Genomic DNA, 20,103 nt, shown 5'->3' on the forward strand with positions numbered 1-20,103 from the left:
CCCACGGTGAGGAAAACGCGCATGTCGGTTGAACATACATTGTGGGCGCAAGATGCAACCGGCCTTGCCGACCTGGTCCGCAAGGGCGAGTTGTCACCAATCGAGCTGACCGAAGCGGCGATCGCCCGCGCCGAGGCCACCCGTTCCGATATCAACGCCACGGCGGAGCCGCTTTACGATGCCGCGCGGGCCCAGGCGAAGACCGTCGACCGCTCGCTGCCGCTGGCCGGCATTCCCTTTGCCATCAAGGATCTCGGCATCGCCATCAAGGGCGTCGCGACGCATGGCGGCAGCCGTATTCCGGCATGGCGGGCTGATGTCAATTCGGTGCTGACCGATCGCTACCTCGCCGCCGGCCTCATTCCGATCGTCACCTCGACGTCGCCGGAATACGGGCTTCGGCTGATGACCGAATCCAAGGCCTTCGGCATCACCCGCAATCCCTGGAACACCGGCCATACCAGCGGCGGTTCATCCGGGGGTGCGGCGGCGCTGGTCGCTGCCGGCGTCGTGCCGGTGGCGCATGCCTCGGATGGCGGCGGCTCGATCCGGGTGCCTGCCGCCTGCACCGGGCTTGTCGGCCTGAAGACGTCGCGCGGCCGCATACCGCTGACGCCGCTGGTGAGCGAGAGCTGGTACGGCATGGTCGTCGACCATGCGCTCACCCGCTCGGTGCGCGACTGCGCGCTGCTGCTCGACCTCACCCACGGTCCCGACCTTTTGACGCCCTATGCGGCGCCGTCGCCCAAAGGCAGCTTCGTCGCGGCTGCCACGCGCGATCCCGGCAAGCTCAGGCTGGCCGTGTACCGCAAGTCGCCGCTCGGCCTGCCGGTCTCGGCCGAGACGCTTGTCGCGCTCGACGCGGCGGTCGCGCTGGCCCGCGAGGGCGGCCATACGGTCGCGGATATCGACCTGCCTTTTATCGGGCGCGAATTCTTCGCCGATTTTGCCACCGGCGTGGCCTCTGCCGTCGCCGGCACGATGCGGGCCGAGGCGCTGCGTGTCGGCCGTTCCGTTCTGGGCGACATCGAGCGCGCGACGCGCATCCTCGCCCGCTTCGGTGAACTGGTATCGGCCGGCGAGATCTATGCCGGCTTGCAGCGCCTGCACGCGACCTCGCGACAGCTGATCGCGGAAACCGCGCAATATGATGCCGTGCTGATGCCGATCATCGCCCACCCGCCGCTCGCCTGCGGCGCCATGGACCCGAAAGGCGCTGACGAACTCATCGAGAACCTGCTCGACAAGCTTCATCTCACCGTCTTGCTGAAGTTGAAGCCATTGCTCGGCCAGCTGATGGACAAGAGCCTCGGGTTCACTCATTGGCCGGCGATCCAGAATGTCAGCGGCCAGCCGTCGATCGCGCTGCCGGTCCATGTCACCGATGCCGGCCTGCCGCTCGGCATCCAGGCGGTGGGCCGGCCGGGCGACGAGGAGACACTGCTGTCGCTTGCCGCGCAGATGGAGAAGATCTCGGGTTGGTTGGGCCGCAGGGCGCCGCTGAGGGTGCCGTCATGATGACGACGTCGTGAGGCGCTCGAATATGACAGCAAAGCCATTTGCGGCTGGCCCCAATTCCCGCTAAGACGCCGCCGTCTTTACCTGATGCATCATGCATAAACCAAGTGCATGTCGCCCAAGAGTGCCCAGCAGTTTTGGGACGACGACATGCACAAAACCAAAAACCAGGAACCACGCCGATGACGGAAATCACCGCCACCGCCGAAATGCAGGCCGCCCTGCTTTCGCGGGCGCTGCCTTACATGCAGCGCTACGAGCACAAGACGGTCGTGGTGAAATATGGCGGCCACGCCATGGGTGATATCGAGCTCGGCAAGGCTTTCGCGCGCGACATCGCGCTGTTGAAGCAATCGGGCGTCAACCCGATCGTCGTCCATGGCGGCGGCCCGCAGATCGGCGCCATGCTGGCCAAGATGGGCATCGAATCCAAGTTCGAGGGCGGCCTGCGCGTCACCGACCAGAAGACGGTCGAGATCGTCGAGATGGTGCTGGCCGGCTCGATCAACAAGGAGATCGTGGCGCTGATCAACGCCGAGGGCGAATGGGCGATCGGCCTGTGCGGCAAGGACGGCAACATGGTCTTCGCCGAAAAGGCGCGCAAGACGATGATCGATCCGGACTCCAACATCGAACGCGTGCTCGATCTGGGCTTCGTCGGCGAGCCGGTCGAGGTCGACCGCACCTTGCTCGACCTTCTGGCGCGCTCCGAAATGATCCCGGTGCTGGCGCCGGTGGCACCCGGCCGCGACGGCCACACCTACAACATCAACGCCGACACCTTCGCCGGCGCCATCGCCGGCGCCTGCCAGGCAACGCGCCTGCTGTTCCTCACCGACGTGCCCGGCGTGCTCGACAAGAACAAGAAGCTGATCGACGAACTGACCGTGGCCGAGGCCAAGGCGTTGATCAAGGACGGCACGGTCTCGGGCGGCATGATCCCCAAGGTCGAGACCTGCATCGAGGCGATCGAGCGTGGCGTCGAAGGCGTCGTCATCCTCAACGGCAAGACGCCGCATTCGGTGCTGCTCGAGCTGTTCACCGAACACGGCGCCGGCACGCTGATCGTGCCCTGAGCCGCACGTGGCCCTTTGGTCTTCTGCTGCCGCCTGTCGATCAGGCGGGCTGCGGAAGACGCGCGATGACCTTGATTTCGAAATCGAAGCCCGCCAGCCAGTTCACGCCCACCGCGGTCCAGTTCGTATAGGGCGGTTCGCCGAACGCGCTCAGTCGAACGGCGTCAATCGCTGGCCATTGGGTGGCCGGATCGGTGTGGAAGGTGGTCACGTCGACGATGTCGTCGAACGTGCAGCCGGCCGCCTTCAGCACGGTGGCGAGATTGTCGAAAGCCAGCTGGACTTGGCTTGCGAAGACCGGCTCGGGCGACCCGTCCTCGCGGCTGCCGACCTGGCCAGAAACGAACAGGAAGTCGCCCGAGCGGATCGCCGCCGAGTAACGGTTGATCTCGTAGAGAGCCTGCCGGCCTGCAGGGAAGATCGCGTCGCGTTTGGTCATAGTTCATTCCATTTCAAACAAGGCAGGCCAGACCTCCGGGGCGTCGCGAACTGGCTTCGCCGCCAGGGCGGGAGCCGTTCGCAAGGCTTCAGGGTTCTGGATCGCTGCGTTCCAGTGTCCGGGACGTGTCGACATACGCACCGTATGTCTGATGTGGATACATACGCTGCGTATGTCAATACGCATACGCGACGTATATTAATTTAAGGGGCGAGCGGTCAGGCGTTCGGTGAGACCGCGATCCCGGGCAAAGCCAGCTTGCGCGGCGGGCGGCGAACGCTCATCGATTCCTCCTCGGCGTCCTGCGGCGCCCCCCAGAACTCGGCAAGCGTCGGGCCGTCCGTCACCCGTCCGTCGCGGGCCAGAAATCCCCAGACCTCACGGAACCAGACGCGGCGCCCCATCTGCGTGTACCAGCGCATCGAATGCCGCTGCTCGGGGTCCTTGTGGAACAGGATGCGCGACAGCGCCTTCGGCCGCGATTGCACCGCCAGTTCGATCAGCTTGACGCTGAAAAACAGCATCCACGGTTTCAGCCGCGTCATCTGCAGCACCTGGTGCTTGTAATCCCACAGGCGGGCATCCTTCTGGATCACCTTGCGATCCCGCGCGATCCTGAAGAACGGTGTCCAGCGATGCGGCGTGACATAAAGCGCCTGGATCTGGTCGGGATCGTAAGCGATGAGCTGGCGAAAGCCGCGCCACAGGTCGCGAAAGCCCTCGTCCTCGAAGCCGGCCACCCAGGTCGCCATCGACAGGATGCCGTTGAGGCGCAGCAGCCTTATCGCCTCGCGGTCGGATGAGGTGCTGCCGCCCTTGCGGATCAATGCAAGCGTCTGTTCGTCGGTGTTTTCCATGCCGAGCAGCCAGCGGATGACGCCGGCCTTGCGGTAGAGATGCAGGATGTCGGCATCGCGCACGATGTCGTCGGCGCGGGTCGAGCCGACGATCAGCACTGGTACGTTCTCGGTGATCATGGCGTCGAGAAAAGCGCGCCAGGCCTTCTTCGATACGGTCGGGTTCTCGTCGGCAAGGTTGATCAGCTCGACACCGTGCTCGCGGTGCAGCCAGGCGATCTCCTTGGCGAATTTCACCGGATCGCGATGCCGCCAGCGGGTCCAGAAGCCGCGCTGGCCGCAATAATTGCACAGATGCGGGCAGCCGCGCGAAAACTGCATGACCACTGCACGCTTGCCGCCCCAGTAGCTGTAGCTGATATGGTCGATCAACTCCCAGCCGACACGGTAGGCGTCGAGATCGGCGATGGTCATTGCCGGCTGCGTGGCGAAGGGACGGCGCAGATCGTCGCGAAAGGCGATGCCCGCCACGCTTGCAGGCGGCTGGTGCATTTCCAGCGCCTCGACCAACGCCACCACAGTCGCCTCGCCCTCGCCGCGCACGATGAAGTCGAAGACGTCCGTTTCAGCCAGAATGTCGTCCCAGTGGTAGGTCGGAAACACGCCGCCATAGATGATGATGGTCGCCGGCTCGCGCTGCTTGATCAAGCCGGCTATCAGCAAGGCGGTCGGGTGCGCCGAGGTCGAGCCGGAATGGCCGATCAGGACGAAATCGGGATCATCGTCCAGGGCATTGCGCACCACCATGTCGAGCGGCATCGGCCCGAACTCGGCGTCGACGAGGCGCACCTCATGGCCGGCATCGATCAGCGGGCCGCCGAGCGCCAACAGGCCGAGCGGCGGCAGGTGATCGTCCGGCACGCGGCTGCCGATGGCGGTGTGCGGTGGATTGATCAGGACGATTTTCATGGCGGACCTCCGGGCAGTTGGTCCGCGGATTTTGGCCGGCGATATGGACGCCCGATTGGCCCGTTTCAGCAGTTTGCGTGCAGCTTTTCCGCAGGGATGGGCAGGGCAGGCACCATCACCGCCTGAGGTGGCCGAGCGGCACGTGGCCGGGGCCCTTGATGTTCTGCAGCACCAGCTGGGTGTGGACATCGCGCACGCCGTCGAGCCGCATCAGCCGGTGCATGACGAAAGCATTGAGCTCGTCGACCGACGGCACCATGACATGCAGCAGGAAATCGTGGTCGCCGGTCATCGTCCAGCATGACGATACCTCGTCCATGCGCTGCACGGCGGCGATGAAGCTTTCAGGCGAGCCGTCGCTGTGGCTGACGAGGCGCACCTGAATGAACACCTCGACCATCAGGCCGACCGCGCGGCGGCTGATCACCGCGGCAAAACCCTTGATGATGCCGGCCTCCTGCAGCGCCTCGAAACGTCGTGCGCATGGGGTCGTCGACAGGCCGATCTCTTGCGCCAGTTCGGACACCGGCTTGCGCCCGTCGCCCTGCAGGACCTCGAGCATCCTGATCTCGAAATCATCGAATTGAGGCATTTTCACTCCATGAAAGCGTTTCTGGAGTGAATGTTATCCCGAATATCGCGCTCGAGCCATCATCAAAACCGATTTGCCTCGGCAAATCCGGTTATCCTTTCGGCACGTCCGCCATTCATGACTTGCAGGGAGAAGACCATGACGACGATGAGCGTTGCCGAATATGCCCGCGACTGCGCGGCGCAAGGGTTGCGCGGCGACTATTCGGTTTGCCGTGCCGATTTCACCGTAGCGCAGGGTTACGATTACAGCACCGAGGAGCAGGCGGTCTGGCGCACGCTGTGCGACCGCCAGACCAAACTGACGCGGAAGCTCGCCCACCACTCCTATCTCGACGGCGTCGAGAAGCTCGGCCTGCTCGACCGCATCCCCGATTTCGAGGACGTCAGCGCCAAGCTGCGCAAGCTGACCGGCTGGGAGATCGTCGCCGTTCCGGGTCTCATTCCCGCCGCACCTTTCTTCGACCATCTCGCCAATCGCCGCTTCCCGGTCACCAACTGGCTGCGGACCAGGCAGGAGCTCGACTACATCGTCGAGCCGGACATGTTCCATGATTTCTTCGGCCACGTACCAGTGCTGTCGCAGCCGGTGTTTGCCGATTTCATGCAGATGTATGGCCGCAAAGCCGGCGACATCATTGCGCTGGGCGGCGACGAGATGATCACCCGGCTCTACTGGTACACGGCCGAATATGGCCTGATGCAGGAGAACGGCCAGCAGCTGAAGGCCTTTGGGGCCGGCCTGATGTCGTCGTTTACCGAGTTGCAGTTCTCCGTCGATGGCAAGGACGCCCACCACGTGCCGTTCGACCTCGAAACGGTGATGCGCACCGGCTACGAGATCGACAAATTCCAGCGCGCCTATTTCGTGCTCCCGTCGTTCGACGCCTTGCGCGATGCCTTCCAGACTGCCGATTTCGAGGCGATCGTCGCGCGCCGCAAGGGCCAGCCGGCGCTCGACCCGGCGACGGTTTGACCGTTCAGCCGGCCTCGGCCTTCAGCCGTGCCAGCTGGGCGCGCTGCAGGTCGAGGGCGGCGTTGACGAAGCGCGATATGGTCGCTAGCTCGGCGTCGCTGAAGGTCGCGATGACCTTTTCGCCCTCCTTCGCGATGGCGCCATAATAGCGCGCCGACAGGTCCCGCGTGGCCTCGGTCGCCTCTATTACCACCTTGCGCCTGTCCTCGAGACTACGGGTGCGCGTCAGCAGGCCGCGCGCCGCCAGCCGGTCGATCAGCGCTGTCACAGCCGCCGGCGTCAGTCCGGTTGCGGTGGCGATCGCACCGGCCGATTGCGGGCCGCCATGGAGCAGGCCGATACAATGGCGTTCGGCCATGTTCAGCCCCAGCCTCAGCCCCACCGCCTCGTCATAGGCCTGCGTCGCGTCCTGCCATTGCATGATGGCAAGGCCGATGGCCGTCGTCATTTCGGTCCGATTCTCGCTTGACGAATTTATTTCGACCATCTAACTATCAATCTGTCTAACATTTAGACTATCTCAACAATATGCGGTTGCAGCGCCCACAAGGCAAGAGCCGGCCGCCATCATGGAGTGAAAAAATGAGCTTGATTCAACAGCGTACGCCCCTCTCGCATGAGGAAGAGTTCAAATATGCCAAGCTGGCCATGGAATGGTACGGATGGGGATCTCCCATCGGCCTGGGCATTTTGCTCGTGGCGCTGGCCGCTGCCGCGGTTCTGGTGCGCATCGCCGTCTACGGCTTCTGAGCTAGAGCAATTCCGGGAAAGGCGCGTAGCGCTTTCCCTCAGGGAATTGCGTAAAAAAATCGATGCCGCACATCAGCCGGCGCCATCACTGGCGCCGGCTCCCGTGGAACCGTCAGACGGTGACCACCTTGCTCAGATGGTCACCCAGCCGGCAGGCCAGAGCGGTGATCGTCGTCGTCGGATTGCATTCGCCCGACGTGCAGAACACCGAGGAGCCGCCGACATAGAGATTGTCCATGCCGTGCACCTTGCAGTTGGCGTCGACAACGCTCGTGGTGACGTCGGTGCCCATCCGCGTGCCACCCATATGATGATGGCCCGCCGTCTCGTCGTTGGTCGGGTAGTCGCCGCCATTGGTGATCCAGTCGGCAATGCGCACCCGGCCGAGATTCTTCTCGATCAGCGTCGTGCCGAACAGCCTAAGCCCTTCGAGAAGGGTGCGGTGTTCCAGCTCCGATTTCTTCCAGTGCAGCTCGATGCGCGGCACGCCGGCATGGTCGACATCGGTCGTCGACAGTTCGATCCGGTTGGAGGCCAGCGGCGCCTGTTCCCAGGCGACATAGAGCTGGGCCGCGCATCGCAGATTCTGGCTGAGCTTGGCGGACATCCATTCGGCCATGTCTGGCGCCGTGCAGGCGAGGTCGGCGATCAGGCTCTTGACGCCCGGATACGGCGTCTCGATCAGCCTGATGCCGAAATTCATGATCTGTAGCCGCTCCATGGCGGCAAGCGTCGGCGAGAAGAAGACCTCGTTGACGGCATCGACCTCGAACTCGCCATAGTCGGCCAGGATGGCATTGCCGCCCTCGAAGGTCGGATGCTCCATCCAGTAGCGGCCAAGCGCCGTCGCATTCGGCACGACGCCGCCGTTCGAGCGCTGGTTCGACCACAGAAGCAGGCGCGAATTCTCCAGTCCGCCGGTGCAGGCGATGAAATAGTCCGCGCTGAAGGCGCCGGCGTCCTGCCCGTTGGACCACAGCCTAGCGCCCGTCACGCGTTTGCCGTCGCCGGCAAGTTCAGTGGCGTAGGTGTTGAGCACGACCGCGATGTTCCCGCTCTTGTCGAGCTCGTCGGCGAATTTCTCGCCGAAGCGCACCGCCGGGCTCTTGATCAGCTGCACCCAGCGAATGTCGTCGGAGACCGGCACGTCCGGCCGGAAACCGGGAAGTTCGAGGATATCGTGCACTTCCGGCAGATAGGGTTCGATGTCGGCGCGGCGAATCGGCCAACCCGTGTCGGGCGCCCAGGCCTTAGGCTCGAAATCCTGTTTGTCGAGCACGCGGCACCAGCCTGCCCAGTGGTTCGAACTGCCGCCCATGAACCGCAGCCGGGTGACGTCGAGATCGAAGTAGAAATCACCGACCGTCGTGCCACGGTAGAAATCCTGCGACTCGTCGCTGAATTCACGCGAGCCGGCCTCCAGCACCACGACCGGAATGCCGGCAGCGCCAAGCTTGCGGGCAATGGTGGTGCCGGCCGGGCCGGAGCCGAGGATGCAGACCTTGGCGGTGAAATTCGCGGCGCGAAACGCGTCATAGCTGTCGAAGATCATACCAGATCGCTCCGCTTCAGGATCCAGCCATTGATCTCGACGATCTCGTTCGGATCGGCCCGTGTCGGGTCGGCTCGGTTTGGGGCAGCATGGGATGCATCGGCGTCAGGCAGCGTGCGGAACAGGGACAGGGCAGGCAGTGCGATCAACGCCTGCACGATCGTGCGGCGTGATATTTTCTTGATGAAGAAACTCATGACTGGTCTCTCGGGTGGGGGCTTCGACGGCGCATGGCGTTACCTGAACGACGGGTCCCGGAACGGCACATGCATCGCGGCAGAAGCCAGTATTGTGCCACGCTACCCGCAAAGCAGCGAAAACCGGGTAAACGGCGCAACCGAGTGTGAACAGGGTTAGGATTTCCTTAACGGGCGGATCCAGTGGATCGGCGGCCTGATCACGCCGCCTCGGAAATGTCCGTGTCAAGGATCGTCAGATTGCGGCCCCGGTGCTTGGCCTGGTAGAGGCGCCGGTCGGCGGCGCGCATCAGGTCCGATACGCTGATGTCCTCGCCGCAGACGGTTCCGCCGATGCTGACCGTGAGCGGAACGGTCCGCTCGTCGACGGGCCGGAAGCGGATCAGCTCGACTTCGCGGCGAATGCGCTCGGCGACGCGCTTGGCCTCCTGCTCGGTGGCGCCGATCAGCAAGGCGCCGAACTCCTCGCCGCCGATGCGGCCGAGCACATCGCCGCTGCGCACACCGCGTTCGATCGCGCTGGCGATCAAGAGCAGTGCGTCATCGCCGGTCAGGTGGCCAAAATTGTCGTTGATCCTCTTGAAGTGGTCGGCGTCGATGATCAGCAGCGCCCCGCGATCGGACTTGCGGCGGGAACCATCGAGGGCGGCAAAGAAGTTTTCCCGGTTGAGCATACCGGTCATGTCGTCGCGGCTCGCCTTGTCCGCTAGGCGACGATGCGCGGCGGCGAGCTGAGCATGGGCTCGGGCAAGGTCGCGATGGGCGCTTTTCAGCCTGTCGCTTTGCCAGAAAGTGCTTGCGCTGGCGACCCAGGCGAGGACCAGCGGACAGAGCGTGGTGGTCAGCCAGATCGCGCGGTTGACCGGAAATCCCATCGCCGGAACGATGATCAGCGTCAAAAGGAGAGAGGCTGCGACAGAGGCAAAAGCAACGGCGGCGGATCTCAAAATTATGCTATTCATCGCGTGCTCCCACAGGTCTGCCTCTGTGCCAGCAAGCCCTGAAGGGTACCTTTCCCGGATGCTTAAAATTTGAAGGGTGACGCTATTTCCGCGACTCTCGGCGCGCATAAGTTGTGGATAAAGTCTCTTTCAGAATGTCTGTTTCATGCCATAAGGAGCGCATGACCACGCTGCCTGACCCCGCCCGCTTCGCTCATGTCACCGACTGGGTGTTCGACCTCGACAACACGCTCTATCCGCATCATTCGAATCTGTTCTCGCAGATCGACGTCAAGATGACCGCCTATGTCGGCGAACTGCTGGCGTTGCCGCGCGAGCAGGCACGCAAGCTGCAGAAGGAGCTCTATCTGGAATATGGCACGACGTTGAACGGGCTGATGACGCGCCACGGCATCGACCCCGACGATTTCCTCGAGAAGGTGCATGACATCGATTATTCGTGGCTGGTGCCCGATCCCGTTCTCGGCACCGCCATCCGACAGCTTCCGGGCCGCAAGTTCATCTTCACCAACGGCGACCGCAGGCACGCCGAACGCACGGCGCGCCAGCTCGGCATCCTCGACCATTTCGACGACATCTTCGATATCGTCGCCGCCGGGCTCAACCCCAAACCGGCACGCCAGACCTACGAGAAATTCGCCGAACTCCACGCCGTCACCGGCCACAATGCGGTGATGTTCGAGGACCTTGCCCGCAACCTTGCGGTGCCGAAGTCACTGGGCATGACCACGGTGCTCGTCGTGCCGCGCAATTTCGAGCCGACCTTTTCCGAGATATGGGAGCGCGACCCGGCCAACGAGGATGATGTCGATTTCGTCACCGACGACCTCGCCGGCTTCCTGACCGCGATCGTCGAGGTCACCGCCTGAGGTTCATGGATATTCAGGTGATGCCGGCCTGCAAACGGCGGCTTCCTGCGCTTCCGGTGCTCACGTACCCGAACGTACGTTCCGCTCCGGTTCTCGGAACCCACCGTTTTCGGCTCGGCCTGACCTGAATCTCGATGAACCTCGAACCGTCAGTGCTCTCACAGATTGTAGAAGCGGCTGATGATCCCCCAGGCCTCGTCGGCGGTGTCGACGAAATCGATGATGTCCTGGTCGCCGGGGCTGATCGTGCCCTGTTCGGCGAGGAAATCGAGATCGATCGCGCGTTTCCAGAACGATTTGCCAAACAGGATCACCGGCACGCGCTCCATGCGCCCGGTCTGGATCAGGGTCAGCGTCTCGAAGAACTCGTCCATCGTGCCGAAGCCGCCGGGAAACACCGCGACCGCCTTGGCGCGCATGACGAAATGCATCTTGCGAATGGCGAAATAGTGGAAGTTGAAGCAGAGCTCCGGCGTCACATAGGCGTTCGGCGCCTGCTCGTGCGGCAAGACGATGTTGAGCCCGATCGATGGCGCGCCGACGTCGTCGGCGCCACGATTGCCGGCTTCCATCACGCCGGGCCCGCCGCCGGTCACCACGACATATTCGCGGTAGTATGACGCAGCCGACTGCTGCGAGCACAGCCGCGCGAACTTGCGCGCCTCCTCGTAGTATTTGCTGTTTTCCTCGAGGTTCCTCTTCTGCGTCTCGTTCTTGGCCGCCCAGGCCTCGCCGCCGGGTTCCGGCAGGCGTGCGCCGCCGAACAGGATCACCGTCGAGCGGATGCCGCGTTCGGCCAGGATCATTTCCGGCTTCAGGAGTTCGAGCTGCAGCCTGACCGCGCGCAGTTCGCGCCTGGTCATGAACTCGGGATCGTTCCAGGCGAGCCGGTAGGTCTCGGCACGCGTCTGCGGCGTGTCCGGCACGCTCTTCGACCGCTCCAGATCCTCATCCGAATGCGGCAGCGGCGTCCACCCCGCCTTTTCCATAGGAGTCATAGTTACCTTACCCGTCCAATTTCTTCACTTGCGCCGTCCCATGGCGCAGCCGCGATTGACCCCCATTGAGCCTTAACATAAGCAGGTTCCGCAAAAGTGTCCGGCGGTTTTGCGACAAGAACCTGCTACATGCAAAGACCCAGGCGGGCAAAGCCTGCCCAGGGGTCCGCGCGACGTTCAAAACAGGGTAAGGCGCAGCCCCTTAACAGCTTGGTAATGGAGCAAATTCATGTCGAAGCCCGATCTGGCGAGCCTCGAGAAGACCATTGAGAAGGCCTTCGAGGAACGCGACGCGATTTCGACGGCGACCCGTGGCGAAACCCGCGACGCCATCCAGTCGGCGCTCGACCTGCTCGACCGCGGCACCGCTCGCGTCGCCGAGCGGCAGGCCGACGGCAAATGGCATGTCAACCAGTGGCTGAAGAAGGCCGTGCTGTTGTCCTTCCGGCTCAACCCGATGGAGATCATCAAGGGCGGTCCCGGCCAGGCCGTGTGGTGGGACAAGGTGCCGTCGAAGTTCGACGGCTGGAGCGCCGTCGACTTCGAGAAGGCGGGCTTCCGTGCCGTGCCGTCGTCGATCGTACGCCGTTCCGCCTATGTCGCGCCGGGCGCCGTGCTGATGCCGTCCTTCGTCAATGTCGGCGCGTATGTCGACAGCGGCACCATGGTCGACACGTGGGCTTCGGTCGGCTCCTGCGCCCAGATCGGCAAGAACGTGCATCTGTCGGGCGGCGTCGGCATCGGCGGCGTGCTGGAGCCGATGCAGGCCGGCCCGACCATCATCGAGGACAATTGCTTCATCGGCGCGCGCTCGGAAGTGGTCGAGGGCTGTATCGTGCGAGAAGGCTCGGTGCTCGGCATGGGCGTGTTCATCGGCCAGTCGACCAAGATCGTCGACCGCGCCACTGGCGAAGTCTTCTACGGCGAAGTGCCGCCGAATTCCGTCGTTGTCGCCGGGTCGATGCCTGGCAAGCCTTTTCCGAACAACGAGCCAGGCCCGGGTCTTTACTGCGCCGTCATCGTCAAGCGGGTCGACGCCAAGACCCGCTCCAAGACCTCGATCAACGAATTGCTGCGCGATTGATCTTTCCCGGAAACGGACGCACCTTCCGCCGGCGCGACAATGAGTCGCGCGTGACTGATGGAGGGGTGACATGGACTGGAAGTATCTGCTGACCAGCTACGAGGGTCGCATCAACCGTGCCAAGTTCTGGGCTTGTGTCGGCGTTGTCTTTGTCGGCGGGATCATCGCGACGATCCTCGACAACATACTCGGCACGACGTTCAACCAAATGCCCTACGGCTTTATCTATTTGCTCTACTCGCTCGCCATGCTCTATTCGATCTTCGCCGTCTACGCCAAGCGCTGGCACGATCGCGGCAAGTCCGGCTGGTGGAGCCTGATCATCCTCGTGCCGATCATCGGCGGGATCTGGTTTCTGGTGGAGTGCGGCATTCTCGAAGGCGCCAAGGGCGCCAATCAATATGGACCGGACCCGCTTGCCTGACAGATCAGATCCCACCTGGCTTTTCTTCAAAACATCGGGCCGCGTCAGTCGCGCGGCCTATTTTCTTGGCGGGTTGCTCGTCGCCATCATACAGGCCTTTCCGCTCTACCGCTTCACGCTGGTGCCGGAAGGTTCGGCCGAGAGCAACATGTGGTCGTTCATCTTCTTCATCGCCTTCATCGCTTCGCTATGGTCGAACATCGCGCTGGCCGTGAAGCGGCTGCACGACCTCGACAAGCCGGGCATTGCCGCGCTGATCCTGTTCGTGCCGGTGGTCTCGATCGTCGCCTTCCTTGTGTTGTGTCTGTTTCCAGGGCAGCCTGGGCCCAATCGCTATGGCCGGCGCACCAACGAGCCGGCGCAATCCTGAGGGCCGATCGGACATGCGCTACCGCACGCTTGATCCGAAACTGATCATCGACACCGCCGAACGGCTGGAGGGCCGCGTCGCCGAGCGTTTTCCCAACGCGGGACTACGCGGCGTCGCCGCCGAACTGGTGTCACTGTCGCGCGATCTGACCAAGGCGGCTCAGGCGCTCGAGGCGCCGATCTGGTGGCTGCGCGGGCTCATCGTCGCCGCCGTTGTCGCCGGCGCGCTGGTCTTCCTGTTTGTCGGCACCATCCTGCCGCTCATTCACATCTCCCAGGCCGACGACGCGGTTCAGTCGGTGCAGGGCATCGAAGCCACGATCAACATGATGATCCTCGCCGTGCTCGGTTTCCTGGCGCTGGTCCGTACCGAGGAGCGCATCAAGCGCAAGCGGGTGTTTCGCCAGCTGCACGGCCTGCGGTCGCTGATCCATGTCATCGACATGCACCAGCTGACCAAGGATCCGGCGGCCCTCTCGGCCAATTTCAAGCCGACCTCGCACTCACCGGCCCGCATCACCAATGCCGCCGACCTGGCGCGCTACCTCGACTATTGCTCCGAAATGCTGTCGATCACCGGCAAGATCGCCGCGCTGTTCGCGCAGTCGGTCAATGACGACGTGGTCATCGACGGCGTCAACGACATCGAGAACCTGGCGTCCAACCTGTCGCGGAAAATCTGGCAGAAGATCACGCTGATCGAGGCCCATCCGGCGCAACAACCTGCTCCGGCGCCAGGCCCGGCGAGCCAAGCCGCTCCGCTTCCGCCGCGCGCACCAAGGCGGTAATCTTTTTAAGCAGGGGCGCCGGCGTACCCGTCTGTTCGGCAAGGCCGAGCACGGACCCTTGCAGTTCGCCGATCTCCGTCGGCCTGCCGCGCTGAAGATCGTCCCACATTGACGAACGCATGTGGGTCGATCGCCAGCATGCGCCGCGCCAGCAGCCCGAACAGCCAGTCCGGCAGCCCGAGCACCTTCGGCAGCAGTGCCGGCCGCAAGCCGGCGATCCGCGCCGGCTCGATGCCGGACGCTTTCATCGCCGTGAGCGCCTCGTCGATCTGGCCGGCCAGGATCATCCGCCAGCGACGGTCGGCGAGTTCGCTCGCCAACGGCAGGCCGGACAGCGCCACCAGCGCGTTATTCAAATTCATCAGCAGCTTGCCCCACAGCACGGCCTTCATGTCGCCATGGGTTTCGACCGCAAACCCTTCGACACCGAGAAGGCCAGCCAGGCCGGCATCACCGTCTTCGATCATCACCTTGCCGTCGCTGGCGCGGTGCACACGCAGCGGCAACTCGCCGTCCGGGGATTGCACCACGTTGAACGGCACCATGCCGGCCAGCACCGTCCGGCCGTCGAGCCCGGCGCGCAGCCTGTCGGCATTGTCGACGCCGTTCTGCAGGCTGATCGCCACCGCATCGCGGTGGGCGTGAGCCCTGATGAGGTCTGCCATATCCTGCGTCGCGCCGCTTTTGACCGTGACCAGGATCACATCCGCCTGGGACAGGGCGACAGCCGGATCGGCGGTGACGACAAGCGCGTCCGGCGCGATCATGCGGTCGCGGCCCTGGAGGTCGCTGACCCGCAGTCCGCGCTGCCGCAACGCCGCCTCGATGCGCGGCCGCGCCAGCAGGATCACCCGGCGCCCGGCGAGTGCCAGGCAGCCGCCGGCATAGCAACCGATGCTGCCGGCGCCGGCAATGACGATCCTCTTGTCCGCGTTTGCCATCCCGTCGCTCCGCACCGCCCCGCAACTATACGACATGAAAACCATAATGTCGGCGCCATCACTGGCCCTTATGTCTGGCCGTGACAGGCCCGCCGCTTTCGATTATCGCTTTTGCCATGACGCTGCCGACCGATCCCGCCGAGAACCTCGCCGCCCTTATCCGTTGCGCTTCGGTGACGCCCGCCGAAGGCGGCGCGCTGACAGCGCTGGAGACGATGCTGAAACCACTCGGCTTCCTGGTCGATCGGCCGGTGTTTTCGGAAGATGGCACGCCGGACATCGAAAACCTCTATGCCAGGCGTTCCGGCAACGGCCCGCATCTGATGTTCGCCGGCCACACCGACGTGGTGCCGGTCGGCGACGAAGCCGCCTGGACGCATCCGCCCTTCGGCGCCGAAATCGCCAACGGCGAGATGTATGGCCGGGGCGCCGTCGACATGAAGGGTGGCATTGCCTGTTTCATCGCTGCGGTGGCGCGCCATGTCGAGAACAATGGCGGCCCGAAAGGCTCGATCTCGCTGCTGATCACCGGCGACGAGGAAGGGCCGGCCATCAACGGCACGGTCAAGCTGCTCGAATGGGCGGCTTCCAGGGGCGAGAAATGGGATGCCTCGATCGTCGGCGAGCCGACCAACCCGGACGCGCTTGGCGACATGATCAAGATCGGCCGCCGCGGCTCGATGTCGGGCGCCATCACCGTCAACGGCCGCCAGGGCCATGTCGCCTACCCACAGCTTGCCGACAATCCGGTGCGCGGCCTGATGGGCCTGGTCGATGCCTTGCTGCATCCTGTCTTCGACAAGGGAACCAGGGACTTCCAGCCGACCAATCTGGAGGTCACCTCCATCGACGTCGGCAACCCGGCCACCAATGTCATTCCGGCCAAGGCGACCGCGACCTTCAACATCCGCTTCAACGACACCTGGACGGCCGAGACCGTGCAGGCGGAAATCCACAACCGGCTCGATCAGGCGGCCAAACGCAAGAAGTACCGGCAGGGCAAGAAGACGCCGGTCGACTACGACCTCGTCTGGCGCGACCGGCCGAGCCATGTCTTCCTGACCCGTGACGACAGGCTGATCGAAACGCTGCGCGGTTCGATCAGGTCGGCGGTCGGCAAGGAGCCGACGCTGTCGACCTCGGGCGGCACCTCGGATGCGCGCTTCATCAAGGACTATTGTCCGGTGGTCGAGTTCGGCCTGGTCGGCAAGACCATGCACATGGTCGACGAGCGCGTCGCCATTGCCGATCTCGAAACACTGACCCAAATCTACCAGCGCTTCATCGAAGACTGGTTCGGGCAGGCATGAGCATGCTTTCAGCGGACGAAACCCAAGCTTCGCTGACGGGCGCCTGGCGGTTGATGCTCGGCAAGGCCGACGGCCTGCGCCTGCTCGACCTGTCGGCCGACGGCTTCTGGAATTCCTTTTTCGCCATCATCGTTGCCGCACCGGCTCTGATCGTCGGGTGGGTCGGTATCGCCAACGAGATCGGCGATCCCGAGGCCTTTGCCGGACGCTTCAGCATGCTGTTGCGCCTGGCGACGGTCGATATAGGCTCCTGGGTGCTGCCGCTCATCGCTCTGGCCCTGGTCGCGCCGCGCGCTGGCATTGGCGGCCGCTTCGTCCATTATGTCGTCGCCAGCAACTGGGCCTCGGCCATCACCGCCTGGCTGATGCTGCCCTCGGCGCTGATCAGACTTTTCCTGTCGTCGGCAAGCCAGGTTTCGAGCCTTGTGTCGCTGCTGCTGTTTGCCCTGTCCATGGTGCTGACCTGGCGCATGACCAACGCCACAATCGGCAAGGGCGTAGCCATCGGCTCCGCCGTTTTCGTCGGCATGTTCATCGCTTCGCTGTTGGCGCTGTTCGGCCTGCAGGCGCTGCTCGGCATCTCTGTGCCGGACGATGTCGGGTCTCAGAGCCTTTCCGGGTTCATCTCGGGATAGCGCCTTATGGGGCTCTATCCTGGATAATCGACGCCCTCGGGATAATCGACACCAATGAGAAAAAGCCCGTCAGGCGGCGCCACCTGGCCGCAGGCGGCGCGGTCGTGCGCATCGAGCGCCGCTTTCAGGTCGGCGACGGTCCAGGCGCCTTCGCCGACACGTTTGAGGGAGCCGACCATCGAACGCACCTGATTGTGCAGGAACGAGCGTGCCGAAGCCTTCACCTCGATCAGGTCACCCTCTCGGCTCACATCGAGCCGCTCCAGCGTCCTGATCGGACTGTTGGCCTGGCACTGGGTCGAGCGGAAGGTGGTGAAGTCATGCCGACCGAGCAGGACTTTCGCCGCTTCGTGCATGGCGTCGGCGTCGAGCCGTTTCGGCACCCACCACACCTTGCCCTTGTCGATAGCAGCCGGCGCGCGACGGTTGAGGATGCGGTAGACATAATGGCGGCCGGTGGCTGAGAAGCGCGCGTCGAAGCTGTCTGCGACGACCGTCGCCTTCAGGACGGCGATATGTGCGACGGCCATCTGCAGATGTGCGTTGACGGCATCACGCACCTTGTCGCCCGACCACGCCTTGGCGAGGTCGACATGCGCCACCTGGGCGGTTGCGTGCACGCCGGCATCGGTGCGGCCGGCGGCGCGCAACCGGACCTCTTCGCCGCAGAATTTTTCGATCGCCTGTTCGATCGCTTGCTGCACCGAAGGCTGATCCGCCTGGTGCTGCCAGCCGGCAAACAGACTACCGTCATATTCGATGTCGAGGCGAAAACGCGGCATGCTAGAGCATGATGCCGAAAAGTGTGAAGCGGCTTTCGGACGACATCATGCTCTATCTCTTTGAGTTAGAGGCGCATTCAGATGCCGCTTACGCGGCGAGTGCCGACCCGAAGGCCGAGGCGTAGACCAGCCTGCCGGCTTCCGGGGCGTCGCCCCAGGTCAGTGCCTGCAGGGCCTCGCTCTGGTACTCGCTCTCGAACTTTTCGGCGCGGGCATGGGTGTAGCCGAAACGGCTGTAATAGGCCGGATCACCCAGCACCACGGCCAGCGTCTCGCCGGCATCCCTGAGGCGGATATGCGCCTCGCGGATCAGCGCGCCGCCAATGCCGCTGCCATGGAACGAGGGCTCGACCGCCAGCGGCGCGAGCGCCACGGCCGCAAAGTTCTTGCCGCCGCTCTGCACGAACAGTCGCGAAAACAGGATATGGCCGACCACCTGGCCGTCCTCTTCCGCCACCAGTTCGGCAACGGCGTCGCCGCCGGTCACCAGCGCGTCGACCAGTCCGGCCTCCGCCTGCTGGCCGAAAGCGTGTTCCTCGACGAGGCGGATGGCCTCGCGATCCCGCGGCGTCGCCGCGCGTATCGACATCATGCTCATGAGAATTTCATTCCTTTTTCGATCTTGGCCCCGCGCAGGAATTCCGACGCGGCAGCGGGCCTTCCGCCCGCCCGTTGAACTTCGACCAGACTGATCGCGCCTGCCCCGCAGGCGACCGTCAGCCGGTCATCGAGAATTCCTCCCGACTCGCCGGCGCCTTGCGATAGCGTCGAGCGAAGCAGTTTCAGCCGCTCCGGGCGGCCGCCAATTGCAATCTCGGACCAAGCCCCGGGAAAGGGCGACAGGCCACGAATGGTATTGTGCACTTCGCTCGCCGAGCGAGTCCAGTCCAAGCGAGTCTCAGATTTATCGATTTTTTTGGCGTAGGTCACCCCTTCCACCGCTTGTGCGGTAAATGTCAGGGTGTTCCTTTCCAGTCGCGCCAGCGCTTCCACCATCAGTGCAGCACCGACACTCATCAATCGATCATGCAGATCGCCGGCAGTCATATCGGGTTCGATGGCGCATTTTTCAACCATTGCCACCGGGCCGGTGTCCAGGCCCACTTCCATGCGCATCACCATCATGCCGGTTTCGCTGTCCCCGGACATGATCGCGCGCTGGATCGGCGCGGCACCCCGCCAGCGCGGCAAAAGCGAGGCATGGCCGTTGATGCAGCCAAGCCGGGGGGCCTCCAGAACTGCCTTCGGCAGCAGCAGGCCATAAGCGACGACCACTGCGACATCGGCCCGCAGGGCGCGGAAAGCGGCCTGCTCGGCCCCGCCTTTGAGCGATACCGGTGTGCGTGTCTCGATGCCCAGCCGCTCCGCCTCGCGCTGTACCGGCGACGGCGTCAGCTCAAGCCCGCGCCGTCCGGCGGCGCGCGGCGGCTGCGTATAGACGGCAGCAACTTCATGTCCGGCCTCGGCGATGGCCCGCAGCGTCGGCACCGAAAACTTCGGGGTGCCCATGAAGATGACGCGAAGGGGCATTTCCCCTATCCCACCATCTTGCCTGGCGCCTTGTCCCTGGCGAGCTTCTTGAACTTCTTCACCACCATGTCGCGTTTCAGCTTCGAGATGTGGTCGATGAACAAGACGCCATTGAGGTGGTCGATCTCATGCTGCAGGCAGGTCGCCATCAGCCCCTCGGCCTCGATCTCCTGCAGCTTGCCGTCGCGGTCGAGATAATTGACCCTCACGGCTGCCGGGCGTTCGACCTCGGCATAGTAGTCCGGGATCGACAGGCAGCCTTCCTCGTAGACCGACCGCGTGTCGGCGCTGCTCAGGATTTCCGGGTTGATGAAGACATGCGGTGCCGGCGTTTCGTCTTCCTTGGCCAGATCGATCACCAGCATGCGCACCGGTTCGCCGATCTGGATTGCCGCCAGTCCGATGCCGGGCGCGTCATACATGGTCGCCAGCATGTCGTCGGCTAATTTGCGCAAAGGCCCGTCGACGCGCTCCACGGGCTTGGAAACCTGGCGCAGGATGGGGTCGGGAAGGATGATGAGCGGCTTGATCGGCATGGCTTTCCAC

23 protein-coding genes and 1 pseudogene are annotated in these 20,103 nt (G+C 63.8%); 11 read left to right on the plus strand and 13 right to left on the minus strand.

The window, feature by feature from the left end; genetic code table 11:
* Window positions 1-21: 21 nt before the first annotated feature.
* Window positions 22-1,518, plus strand: a complete 1,497-nt coding sequence (locus tag AC1DYW_RS02340; RefSeq protein WP_477224987.1) for an amidase — start codon at window positions 22-24, stop codon at window positions 1,516-1,518.
* A 182-nt stretch (window positions 1,519-1,700) separates the two neighbouring features.
* Window positions 1,701-2,594 (plus strand): acetylglutamate kinase, encoded by an 894-nt coding sequence (argB, locus tag AC1DYW_RS02345; protein ID WP_112559011.1) that lies wholly within the window; start codon window positions 1,701-1,703, stop codon window positions 2,592-2,594.
* 40 nt (window positions 2,595-2,634) lie between these two features.
* On the opposite strand, the gene AC1DYW_RS02350 is transcribed toward argB, so the two are convergent.
* The 3 genes from AC1DYW_RS02350 to AC1DYW_RS02360 all read right to left on the minus strand — a co-directional run bounded on the left by AC1DYW_RS02350 (window position 2,635) and on the right by AC1DYW_RS02360 (window position 5,391).
* Window positions 2,635-3,033 (minus strand): RidA family protein, encoded by a 399-nt coding sequence (locus AC1DYW_RS02350; protein WP_477224988.1) that lies wholly within the window; start codon window positions 3,031-3,033, stop codon window positions 2,635-2,637.
* 218 nt (window positions 3,034-3,251) lie between these two features.
* Window positions 3,252-4,799 carry a magnesium-protoporphyrin IX monomethyl ester anaerobic oxidative cyclase gene (gene bchE / locus AC1DYW_RS02355; protein ID WP_477224989.1) on the minus strand — a complete coding sequence of 516 codons (1,548 nt, stop codon included), beginning with the start codon at window positions 4,797-4,799 and terminating at the stop codon, window positions 3,252-3,254.
* 115 nt (window positions 4,800-4,914) lie between these two features.
* Window positions 4,915-5,391: an Lrp/AsnC family transcriptional regulator gene (locus AC1DYW_RS02360; RefSeq protein ID WP_095083483.1), complete on the minus strand. Its 477-nt coding sequence runs from the start codon at window positions 5,389-5,391 to the stop codon at window positions 4,915-4,917.
* A 138-nt stretch (window positions 5,392-5,529) separates the two neighbouring features.
* Between AC1DYW_RS02360 and phhA the strand changes: the two genes are divergently transcribed.
* Window positions 5,530-6,366, plus strand: coding sequence for a phenylalanine 4-monooxygenase (gene phhA / locus AC1DYW_RS02365; RefSeq protein WP_477224990.1), 837 nt, complete (start codon window positions 5,530-5,532; stop codon window positions 6,364-6,366).
* 4 nt (window positions 6,367-6,370) lie between these two features.
* On the opposite strand, the gene AC1DYW_RS02370 is transcribed toward phhA, so the two are convergent.
* On the minus strand, window positions 6,371-6,853 hold the full coding sequence (locus AC1DYW_RS02370; RefSeq protein ID WP_477224991.1) for a MarR family winged helix-turn-helix transcriptional regulator: 483 nt from the start codon (window positions 6,851-6,853) through the stop codon (window positions 6,371-6,373).
* 95 nt (window positions 6,854-6,948) lie between these two features.
* Between AC1DYW_RS02370 and AC1DYW_RS02375 the strand changes: the two genes are divergently transcribed.
* A complete protein-coding gene (locus AC1DYW_RS02375) occupies window positions 6,949-7,116 on the plus strand; it encodes a hypothetical protein (RefSeq protein ID WP_184872957.1) in 168 nt (55 codons plus the stop codon).
* A 112-nt stretch (window positions 7,117-7,228) separates the two neighbouring features.
* Here AC1DYW_RS02375 and AC1DYW_RS02380 read toward each other — a convergent pair whose 3' ends face one another.
* The 3 genes from AC1DYW_RS02380 to AC1DYW_RS02390 form a co-directional block, all read right to left on the minus strand.
* On the minus strand, window positions 7,229-8,668 hold the full coding sequence (locus AC1DYW_RS02380; RefSeq protein WP_477224992.1) for a GMC oxidoreductase: 1,440 nt from the start codon (window positions 8,666-8,668) through the stop codon (window positions 7,229-7,231).
* Window positions 8,665-8,865, minus strand: coding sequence for a hypothetical protein (locus AC1DYW_RS02385; RefSeq protein ID WP_477224993.1), 201 nt, complete (start codon window positions 8,863-8,865; stop codon window positions 8,665-8,667). Before AC1DYW_RS02385 ends, AC1DYW_RS02380 begins: the two co-directional genes overlap by 4 nt.
* Before the next feature lie 200 nt (window positions 8,866-9,065).
* Window positions 9,066-9,827: a GGDEF domain-containing protein gene (locus AC1DYW_RS02390; protein ID WP_477224994.1), complete on the minus strand. Its 762-nt coding sequence runs from the start codon at window positions 9,825-9,827 to the stop codon at window positions 9,066-9,068.
* 161 nt (window positions 9,828-9,988) lie between these two features.
* Here AC1DYW_RS02390 and AC1DYW_RS02395 point away from each other — a divergent pair, with 161 nt between their 5' ends.
* On the plus strand, window positions 9,989-10,696 hold the full coding sequence (locus AC1DYW_RS02395) for a pyrimidine 5'-nucleotidase (protein WP_457152932.1): 708 nt from the start codon (window positions 9,989-9,991) through the stop codon (window positions 10,694-10,696).
* 158 nt (window positions 10,697-10,854) lie between these two features.
* Here the strand turns inward: AC1DYW_RS02395 and AC1DYW_RS02400 are convergent, their stop codons facing one another.
* Window positions 10,855-11,694: an LOG family protein gene (locus AC1DYW_RS02400; RefSeq protein ID WP_457152931.1), complete on the minus strand. Its 840-nt coding sequence runs from the start codon at window positions 11,692-11,694 to the stop codon at window positions 10,855-10,857.
* 229 nt (window positions 11,695-11,923) lie between these two features.
* On the opposite strand from AC1DYW_RS02400, the gene dapD reads away from it, so the two are divergent.
* The 4 genes from dapD (at window position 11,924) to AC1DYW_RS02420 (ending at window position 14,359) form a co-directional block, all read left to right on the plus strand.
* Complete coding sequence (dapD, locus tag AC1DYW_RS02405) at window positions 11,924-12,778, plus strand: 2,3,4,5-tetrahydropyridine-2,6-dicarboxylate N-succinyltransferase (protein ID WP_457152930.1); 855 nt, start codon at window positions 11,924-11,926, stop codon at window positions 12,776-12,778.
* 70 nt (window positions 12,779-12,848) lie between these two features.
* The gene (locus AC1DYW_RS02410; protein WP_095083461.1) at window positions 12,849-13,202 is read left to right on the plus strand and encodes a DUF805 domain-containing protein; all 354 of its coding nucleotides are present in this window, start codon (window positions 12,849-12,851) and stop codon (window positions 13,200-13,202) included.
* Window positions 13,180-13,572 (plus strand): DUF805 domain-containing protein, encoded by a 393-nt coding sequence (locus AC1DYW_RS02415; protein WP_477224995.1) that lies wholly within the window; start codon window positions 13,180-13,182, stop codon window positions 13,570-13,572. The genes AC1DYW_RS02410 and AC1DYW_RS02415 overlap by 23 nt, the downstream gene beginning before the upstream one ends.
* Before the next feature lie 13 nt (window positions 13,573-13,585).
* On the plus strand, window positions 13,586-14,359 hold the full coding sequence (locus AC1DYW_RS02420; RefSeq protein WP_457152929.1) for a hypothetical protein: 774 nt from the start codon (window positions 13,586-13,588) through the stop codon (window positions 14,357-14,359).
* On the opposite strand, the pseudogene AC1DYW_RS02425 reads toward AC1DYW_RS02420, so the two are convergent.
* Window positions 14,262-15,300 (minus strand): annotated as a pseudogene (locus AC1DYW_RS02425) (2-dehydropantoate 2-reductase). The gene AC1DYW_RS02420 and the pseudogene AC1DYW_RS02425 overlap by 98 nt on opposite strands.
* Before the next feature lie 116 nt (window positions 15,301-15,416).
* On the opposite strand from AC1DYW_RS02425, the gene dapE reads away from it, so the two are divergent.
* Both dapE and AC1DYW_RS02435 read left to right on the plus strand, forming a co-directional pair.
* Window positions 15,417-16,610, plus strand: coding sequence for a succinyl-diaminopimelate desuccinylase (gene dapE, locus AC1DYW_RS02430; RefSeq protein WP_457152928.1), 1,194 nt, complete (start codon window positions 15,417-15,419; stop codon window positions 16,608-16,610).
* Between the two features lie 2 nt (window positions 16,611-16,612).
* Window positions 16,613-17,245, plus strand: coding sequence for a transporter (locus AC1DYW_RS02435; protein WP_457152934.1), 633 nt, complete (start codon window positions 16,613-16,615; stop codon window positions 17,243-17,245).
* A gap of 14 nt (window positions 17,246-17,259) precedes the next feature.
* On the opposite strand, the gene truA is transcribed toward AC1DYW_RS02435, so the two are convergent.
* From truA to def, 4 genes are all read right to left on the minus strand, one after another.
* Window positions 17,260-18,027, minus strand: coding sequence for a tRNA pseudouridine(38-40) synthase TruA (gene truA / locus AC1DYW_RS02440; protein WP_457152927.1), 768 nt, complete (start codon window positions 18,025-18,027; stop codon window positions 17,260-17,262).
* 88 nt (window positions 18,028-18,115) lie between these two features.
* Window positions 18,116-18,625 carry a GNAT family N-acetyltransferase gene (locus AC1DYW_RS02445; protein WP_095083451.1) on the minus strand — a complete coding sequence of 170 codons (510 nt, stop codon included), beginning with the start codon at window positions 18,623-18,625 and terminating at the stop codon, window positions 18,116-18,118.
* A complete protein-coding gene (gene fmt / locus AC1DYW_RS02450; RefSeq protein ID WP_457152965.1) occupies window positions 18,622-19,557 on the minus strand; it encodes a methionyl-tRNA formyltransferase in 936 nt (311 codons plus the stop codon). The genes AC1DYW_RS02445 and fmt overlap by 4 nt, the downstream gene beginning before the upstream one ends.
* Window positions 19,558-19,562: 5 nt before the next feature.
* Window positions 19,563-20,093 carry a peptide deformylase gene (gene def / locus AC1DYW_RS02455; RefSeq protein WP_095083447.1) on the minus strand — a complete coding sequence of 177 codons (531 nt, stop codon included), beginning with the start codon at window positions 20,091-20,093 and terminating at the stop codon, window positions 19,563-19,565.
* Window positions 20,094-20,103: the final 10 nt, after the last annotated feature.

The sequence above is a fragment of the Mesorhizobium sp. P2_D5 genome, assembly GCF_056404355.1.